This is a genomic window from Acinetobacter lwoffii, assembly GCF_024129115.1.
GTDB classification, from domain to species: Bacteria; Pseudomonadota; Gammaproteobacteria; order Pseudomonadales; family Moraxellaceae; genus Acinetobacter; species Acinetobacter lwoffii_T.
The window spans coordinates 99,301-105,901 of record NZ_JAMXXO010000009.1 but is presented as its reverse complement, the minus strand read 5'-3'; the positions used below and the strand labels follow the sequence as shown (position 1 = coordinate 105,901).

At 41.3% G+C, this 6,601-nt stretch carries 7 protein-coding genes; 3 read left to right on the top strand and 4 right to left on the bottom strand.

The window, feature by feature from the left end:
• Positions 1–461: 461 nt before the first annotated feature.
• Positions 462–680, top strand: a complete 219-nt coding sequence (locus NI470_RS08985) for a hypothetical protein (RefSeq protein WP_004279847.1) — start codon at positions 462–464, stop codon at positions 678–680.
• Positions 681–708: 28 nt separating this feature from the next.
• On the opposite strand, the gene NI470_RS08980 is transcribed toward NI470_RS08985, so the two are convergent.
• Together NI470_RS08980 and NI470_RS08975 are read right to left on the bottom strand one after the other, a co-directional pair.
• Positions 709–1,428, bottom strand: coding sequence for a UDP-2,3-diacylglucosamine diphosphatase (locus tag NI470_RS08980; protein WP_114540753.1), 720 nt, complete (start codon positions 1,426–1,428; stop codon positions 709–711).
• 120 nt (positions 1,429–1,548) lie between these two features.
• Entirely contained in the window at positions 1,549–2,058 is a 510-nt protein-coding gene (locus NI470_RS08975) for a peptidylprolyl isomerase (protein WP_004279844.1), read from the bottom strand.
• A gap of 423 nt (positions 2,059–2,481) precedes the next feature.
• Between NI470_RS08975 and NI470_RS08970 the strand changes: the two genes are divergently transcribed.
• Positions 2,482–4,209 (top strand): glutamine--tRNA ligase/YqeY domain fusion protein, encoded by a 1,728-nt coding sequence (locus NI470_RS08970; RefSeq protein ID WP_004279842.1) that lies wholly within the window; start codon positions 2,482–2,484, stop codon positions 4,207–4,209.
• Positions 4,210–4,278: 69 nt separating this feature from the next.
• Positions 4,279–5,190 carry a bestrophin family protein gene (locus tag NI470_RS08965; RefSeq protein ID WP_253148165.1) on the top strand — a complete coding sequence of 304 codons (912 nt, stop codon included), beginning with the start codon at positions 4,279–4,281 and terminating at the stop codon, positions 5,188–5,190.
• 79 nt (positions 5,191–5,269) lie between these two features.
• Here NI470_RS08965 and NI470_RS08960 read toward each other — a convergent pair whose 3' ends face one another.
• Both NI470_RS08960 and NI470_RS08955 read right to left on the bottom strand, forming a co-directional pair.
• Positions 5,270–5,830 (bottom strand): lecithin retinol acyltransferase family protein, encoded by a 561-nt coding sequence (locus NI470_RS08960; RefSeq protein WP_034438430.1) that lies wholly within the window; start codon positions 5,828–5,830, stop codon positions 5,270–5,272.
• Positions 5,831–6,218: 388 nt separating this feature from the next.
• Entirely contained in the window at positions 6,219–6,443 is a 225-nt protein-coding gene (locus NI470_RS08955) for a hypothetical protein (protein ID WP_034436106.1), read from the bottom strand.
• Positions 6,444–6,601 lie beyond the last annotated feature (158 nt).

Here is a 6,601-nt window from a genome sequence, read left to right as displayed (position 1 = left end):
GTACGAGGCATAGCGAATAGTAAAATTGGGTTTGGCGATTTGATTTTACTACTTCGCTATTTTTTTAAGCTAAAAGTGTCAACACACCCTATTGATTTTAAGGTATTTAAAGACAGGTTTTGTTTATCAACGGAAATGAAGTAACGTTAAAATGAATTTTAGATCATAAAAATCAAAAGCCTAATAATTAACAAAGCATGAAAAAAGTTCTTAAAAATCCCATTCTATTGTCATTACAATGTAATTTTGCTTTTGCTGGATAAATAGCTTACACTGGTTGCACTTCAAGCAAGTACTGTTCTTGCTTCTATTATTATTTTAAGCTGATTGTGATGTACTTTTTAGTTCAAGTATTTGAACTCAAATAAGATCTACTAGCCATAGAACTATTATGTAAACTAGGTTGTTATTAATCTCTCTCCATATAGTCACAAAAAGCTCATATCGTGTGAGTAAATATTTTGATCAAAATCAATGAATGGCATATTGCCACTGCCGCTGATGGCAATGAAATTAACGTGAAACTGGTTCCATTAAAGCGCAAGCAAAATACAATGGACGGTTTTATCTGGGTTGAGGTCGGTAAAATGATTCAATTGCCAACGGGTGAGGAATTTCAGTTCAATCTCGATGGTAAAAGTTTCTATACTGGGGTAAACCAGCTTTATCGTCTGTGTTAAGCAGATCAATATCGTAAAAAGTGGCTGATTAATATCGCCACTTTTTTAGTTTCAGGGTATCAAAACTTTGATCTTCCTGAATTTCCAGAATCTCTGCACTGTCTTCTTTCCAGTCGCCTAGTACAATTCTTCTTTTCTGGGCTAACTGATGAATGGCTGCGCGATGCGTATGACCATGGATCAGTACATCTACATCCTGTAATGCCAGCTCAACTGCATGTGGGTTGACGTCCATCACTTCATAGCTTTTAAACTGTTGTGCCTGATGGCTTTGTTGACGAAAGCGGTTGGCTAGTCTGGTTCGAAATGAGAGAGGGGTTTTTCTTAAGAAGCCAAGTAGCCAGGGATGACGAATAATCTTTTTAAAACGCTGATAGGAGACGTCATCGGTACATAGGGCATCGCCATGTTCCAGGCGAAAATGTGTTCCGGCAATGATTAGCTGATCGATTTCGGGAAGAAGCTGCCCGCCAAATCGAGCTAAAAATTTACTTCCTAAGACAAAATCCCGGTTGCCGGCCTGAAAATAGACTTGATTCCCAGCCTGAGTAAACTGTTTTAATGCAGTGACAATCTCGTCCAGCCACGGAGACGTATAATCATCACCAATCCAGGCATTGAACCAGTCACCCAAAATATACAGTTGGGTATTTTGATCTTGATACTCAGTTAATAAATCTAAAAACCCCCGAACAAGTCGAGGGTGATCAGGTGACAAATGTAAATCTGAGATAAACAGATAGATCACGAATCTTTTCCTTGTTTAATTTAATTCCTCCCGACCTCCCTTTGGAAAAGGGAGGAAAACCTTATTTTGATAAAAGGTGATTCCCTCCTTTATTAAAGGAGGGTTAGGGAGGATTTAAACTTATTCAGAAATGATTTTTGCAGATTCGATTACTACATTTTCTAGAGGAACGTCAGCGTGGTAGCCACGGTTGCCAGTACGTACGTTTTTGATTTCGTTCACAACGTCCATACCTTCAACCACTTTACCAAATACCGCATAACCCCAACCTTGAGCAGTTTTGCCAGAGTGGTTAAGGAATGAGTTGTTTTTCACGTTAATGAAGAACTGAGCAGAAGCAGAGTGCGGTGCCTGAGTACGCGCCATTGCAATCGTACCTTCGTCATTGGTCAAGCCGTTGTCTGCTTCGTTTTCGATTGCATCACGTGTTGCTTTTTCCTTGAAGTTTTCATCCATGCCGCCGCCTTGGATCATGAAACCATCAATAACACGGTGGAAAATTACGCCGTCATAAAAACCGTCACGTACGTATTCTAAAAAGTTAGCTACAGTTTTAGGTGCTTTTTCAGCATTGAGTTCTAGAACAATACGACCTTTATTGGTGTTTAATTCGACTTGAGGAAAACTCATTGTGTAATCTCCTGATCATGGACGAGTGCCATGGTTTTTTCTGAATGAGTGAAGCATAAGCAAACTACATTCGACAAGGCAAGTAAAAACATTATTTTCTTTGTTAAAAGCATAAAAATAATACCTTATTTATACGTTGATTTATCAAGGCATTTCAAATGCAGCCAGTCAGGGCGTTATATTTCGGACAGGCACGAATTGAATCATTTTCCAGTTTCGTAAAGTGTTGATATTTTAGTTTTGGGCAGCTTGCTGTATTTTCACTTTTTAAAATGAGTGAATTGAAATCAAATACCGTAGTTAGCGGTTGAGAGATTAAGCACCTATAGTTAAACTAAGGAACTTTGATAATGAATATACGTACAACTTGTACGATGAAATATTCGTTAATCCCTTTTTAACTTTAGAAGTGAATGATTGATCATGAAGCCAAATGATGTTGTGACATCTCTGCCCGAGAACCCGACCCAGAAGAACAATGCAGTCGATTCAGTGCAGCAGCAAGAACAACAACCAGGCTTGGACTTTGTACGTCAGGTCATTACTGATGATTTAGCCGCTGGTCGTACTCAACAGGTGGTGACGCGTTTTCCGCCTGAGCCGAATGGCTATTTACATATTGGCCATGTGAAAGCAATTTGCTTGAACTTCGGTATTGCTGAAGAATTTAAAGGTGTGTGTAACCTGCGTTTTGACGATACCAACCCGGATGCCGAAGAGCAGGAATATGTGGATGGTATTGCCAATGATGTGAAATGGCTGGGTTTCCAATGGGAAGGCGAGCCGCGTTATGCATCAAGCTATTTCGATCAACTTTATACCTGGGCAGTTCAGCTGATTGAGCAGGGCGATGCCTATGTGGATTTGCAAAGCCCTGAAGAGATCCGTTTGAACCGCGGTAATTTCGTTGAGCCAGGCAAAAACTCGCCACAACGCGATGCAACGGTTGCAGAAAACCTGGAGCGTTTTGAGAAAATGCGCAGCGGTGAATATGCAGAAGGTCAGGCTGTATTACGTGCCAAGATTGATATGACTTCACCGAACGTCCATATGCGTGATCCGATTCTGTATCGTATCCTGCATTCTGAACACCATCAGACTGGCGATAAATGGAAAATTTATCCAATGTATGACTATGCGCATCCATTGTCTGATGCGATTGAAGGCATTACGCATTCACTCTGTACCCTGGAATTCCAGGATCATCGTCCGTTCTATGATTGGGTAGTGGCAAAAGTTAAATCACCATCCGTGCCACGTCAGTATGAATCGAGCCGTTTGAATGTGGACTATACCATCACCTCGAAACGTAAATTACGTAAACTGGTGGAAGGTAGCTATGTTCAGGGCTGGGATGACCCACGTATGCCAACTGTAGTCGGTATGCGTCGTCGTGGTTTCACACCTGAAGGTCTACGTGATTTCTGTCAACGTGTCGGTGTATCGAAAGTTGATGGAAGTATTGTCGATGTAGCTATGCTGGAATACTGTATTCGCCAGTCTCTGGAAAATACTGCCGCTCGTGGTATGGCTGTGTTAAATCCATTAAAAGTGACTTTAACCAACTTGCCAGCCGATATGGACCTGACCCATTCACGTCATCCGAATGTCGATATGGGCGAGCGCGTTATTCCATTGACGACTGAGCTGTATATTGACCGTAAAGACTTTGAAGAAGAGCCACCAAAAGGCTTTAAACGTCTGATTCCAGGAGGTGAAGTTCGTTTACGTCATGCCTATGTCATCAAATGTGACGAAGTCATTAAAGATGAAAATGGTGAAGTGGTTGAGCTGAAATGTTCGATTGATCCTGAAACTTTAGGTAAAAATCCTGAAGGTCGTAAGGTGAAAGGCGTGATTCACTGGGTATCTGCAACAAAAGGCGTTCCTGCTGAAGTGCGTATATACGACCGTCTGTTTACGGAGTCTGATCCTGAAGTGGGCGATGACTTCTTGGCAAACCTCAACCCTGAATCATTGAAGGTGGTTCAGGCCGTGATTGAGCCTGCTTTGGCACAAGCTCAGCCAGAAGACCGTTTCCAGTTTGAGCGTGAAGGCTATTTCGTGGCAGATCAATATGATCATTCCAGCGAAAAACCGGTATTTAACCGTATTCTGGATCTTAAGGACAGCTTTAAACCAGGCAAATAAGCTGGTTTAAGTCAGAATGTAAAAAGCCCAACTCTGGTTGGGCTTTTTCAATACAACAGGGAAAATTGCATGATTGTGCGTGATAAGAATAATAGTTTGGGTTTACTGTTTGCCTGGCAGGGAACGATTCTGCCCAAGGTGCTGCCCGCATTAATCTTGGTGGTCTTTATTTCCGCTTTACTGGTGTATTTGAGTCAGGCGCATTTCGTGAGCCTTCCTGCTGTCCCGGCAATTGGCTTTACGATTTTTGGTGTCATTCTCTCGATTTTTTTAAGTTTTAGAAATACGGCCTGCTATGAGCGATGGTGGGAAGGGCGAAAGCTCTGGGGTGCGCTGATTGCCACCACGCGCCATTTATGCCGTGACAGCCATGTTCTGGACGAGCCAACCCGTGAAGTTTTGCTATATCGCATGATGCTGTTTACCCATCTATTACGGGACCGATTGAGACAACAGATGTCCAGCATTCAGGCTTATCAGACCACTGCCGGTTTTGAACCCGAATCATTCGAGCAATTGCCCATGCAAATCAATCCATCACAATGGGTGCTGGAACAGATGCAAAAAGAGCTGGTACAGCAATATAAACAGGGTAAGATCAGCGATATTATTTATAACAACCTGAATCAGCATACTGTGGCCTTGGGAGATATTCAGGCTGGTTGTGACCGAATTTTGTCAACGCCATTACCATTTTCTTATTCGGTATTATTACATCGTGCGGTTTATTCTTTTTGCTTTATCCTGCCTTTCAGTTTGCAGGCAAATTTAGGCCTGTGGACGCCGATCCTGGTCGGATTAATTGCTTATATGCTACTCGGGCTGGATGAGCTTAGTGCGGAGCTGGAAGAACCCTTTGGTCTACAAGACAATGATCTGCCGCTAGATTCAATTGTACGACTGGTAGAGCGGGAAACCCTAAGCTCTTTAGGCAAAGCACTACCTGAAGCGATTCAAGCCAAAAAAGGCTATTTAACCTAATTCCTTATCGACATCATCAAAATGTAAACACGACCTCAACCTTTCCTGCTCATCATTTATCGGTAGACTAGGCTTTGAATTAACGATGTTTAAAATTAGTCAGGTCTGACACTTTAGTTTTAGCCTGATCTTGCAATTCACGGTATTGTTGCAAACGCAGATTGGCTTTATCTCTGAGCTTCTTCTTGATGTACAGCGCCAATGCGAAACTGGTGGTGGTCAGGGTCAGGAACATGCTGTTCATAAAACTCATCATCGAGCTGATATAACCAATCGTGGTCAGACGATTCATCATATAAATCACTTGCGGGCTGCTTTCTACGCCGGTAATGGCCCAGGTACACAAATGTTCGCAATTATTAATAATCAGATGATAGTTATTTTCATGCATTCTGGACCGCATGCGGCGTACTACTTTACGACCTTTATATTTTGTCGAATCATAATGCTGCATATGAATCGGTTTGCCATGACTGAATTTTTCAATCGAGGTGATTTCAATGGGGCGTTTCTTGAATAAATGCGCAAAGCCGGAATAATGAATGACACGACCACGTCCGGCGTAAATCCCATGATGGGTATAACCGAAATGTTTAACCATAAGGTGTGCGCCTATGGGAAACCGTTTAGTCTGTTGCATATCAGAATTAAGCCATTTAAAAAGCATTGTCGTTTAATAGGAAGTGTACTGTGTTTTGCTAAATTAATCGATGCCTTGCCTGAGTTTCAGATCAGAATTGAAGAGTTATTAAGCCAAATTTAAAGGGATTTAAAGAAAGCAGAATTTAGAACATATTCTTCTGATAAAGGTTTTAAATAGCCTAAGCAAGCCTTAACATTTCTTCAAATCAAAGGGGATCAAATGAGTTGTTTAGAGTTTTCCTGCCTGATCTCTGAAGTTTTAAAGTTGGAGTTAATAAACTATGCTGAAATAGAGAAGACCAAACCCTTCAACTATAAACTTTCAAGCATAAAAAAAGCACCTGACTACGCAAGTGCTTTCTTTATACGGCTGTAACCTTGGCCGATTACTGCAATGGCAAGTGCTGAAGTTCATTCAGTTCTTTACGGCTATAGCCGCGAGATACCAGAACCTTTTTAATTCCGATGATGATTTCTTCATCAGTGGCTTTAGAAAGTGCTTCAAGAAGCTGTTCATTTGTCTTGCAAGAGCAATCATTTTCAACACAAGCAATTTGATTCTTGTGTTCATTGTGTTGTTCATTAGAAAACAACTTTTGCCAAAAACTCATAGAGCCTTCATACAACAACCTAACATAGAGTGAAATATAGCCAATTAAATAAATAAAGCAATAGGACCTATGTGATAAAAGCAGCAGTCAGGCTAGAAAATTTCCGATTGAAGCCCGAAGGTCTAACGATATTTCTTGCTGTACAAGTCAATATTTAT

Excerpts from the sequence above, each read along its gene's own strand:
- NI470_RS08975 (WP_004279844.1), bottom strand. The coding sequence starts at position 2,058 with ATGAGTTTTCCTCAAGTCGAATTAAACACCAATAAAGGTCGTATTGTT.
- NI470_RS08970 (WP_004279842.1), top strand. The coding sequence starts at position 2,482 with ATGAAGCCAAATGATGTTGTGACATCTCTGCCCGAGAACCCGACCCAG.
- NI470_RS08965 (WP_253148165.1), top strand. The coding sequence starts at position 4,279 with ATGATTGTGCGTGATAAGAATAATAGTTTGGGTTTACTGTTTGCCTGG.
- NI470_RS08960 (WP_034438430.1), bottom strand. The coding sequence starts at position 5,830 with ATGCAACAGACTAAACGGTTTCCCATAGGCGCACACCTTATGGTTAAA.
- NI470_RS08955 (WP_034436106.1), bottom strand. The coding sequence starts at position 6,443 with ATGAGTTTTTGGCAAAAGTTGTTTTCTAATGAACAACACAATGAACAC.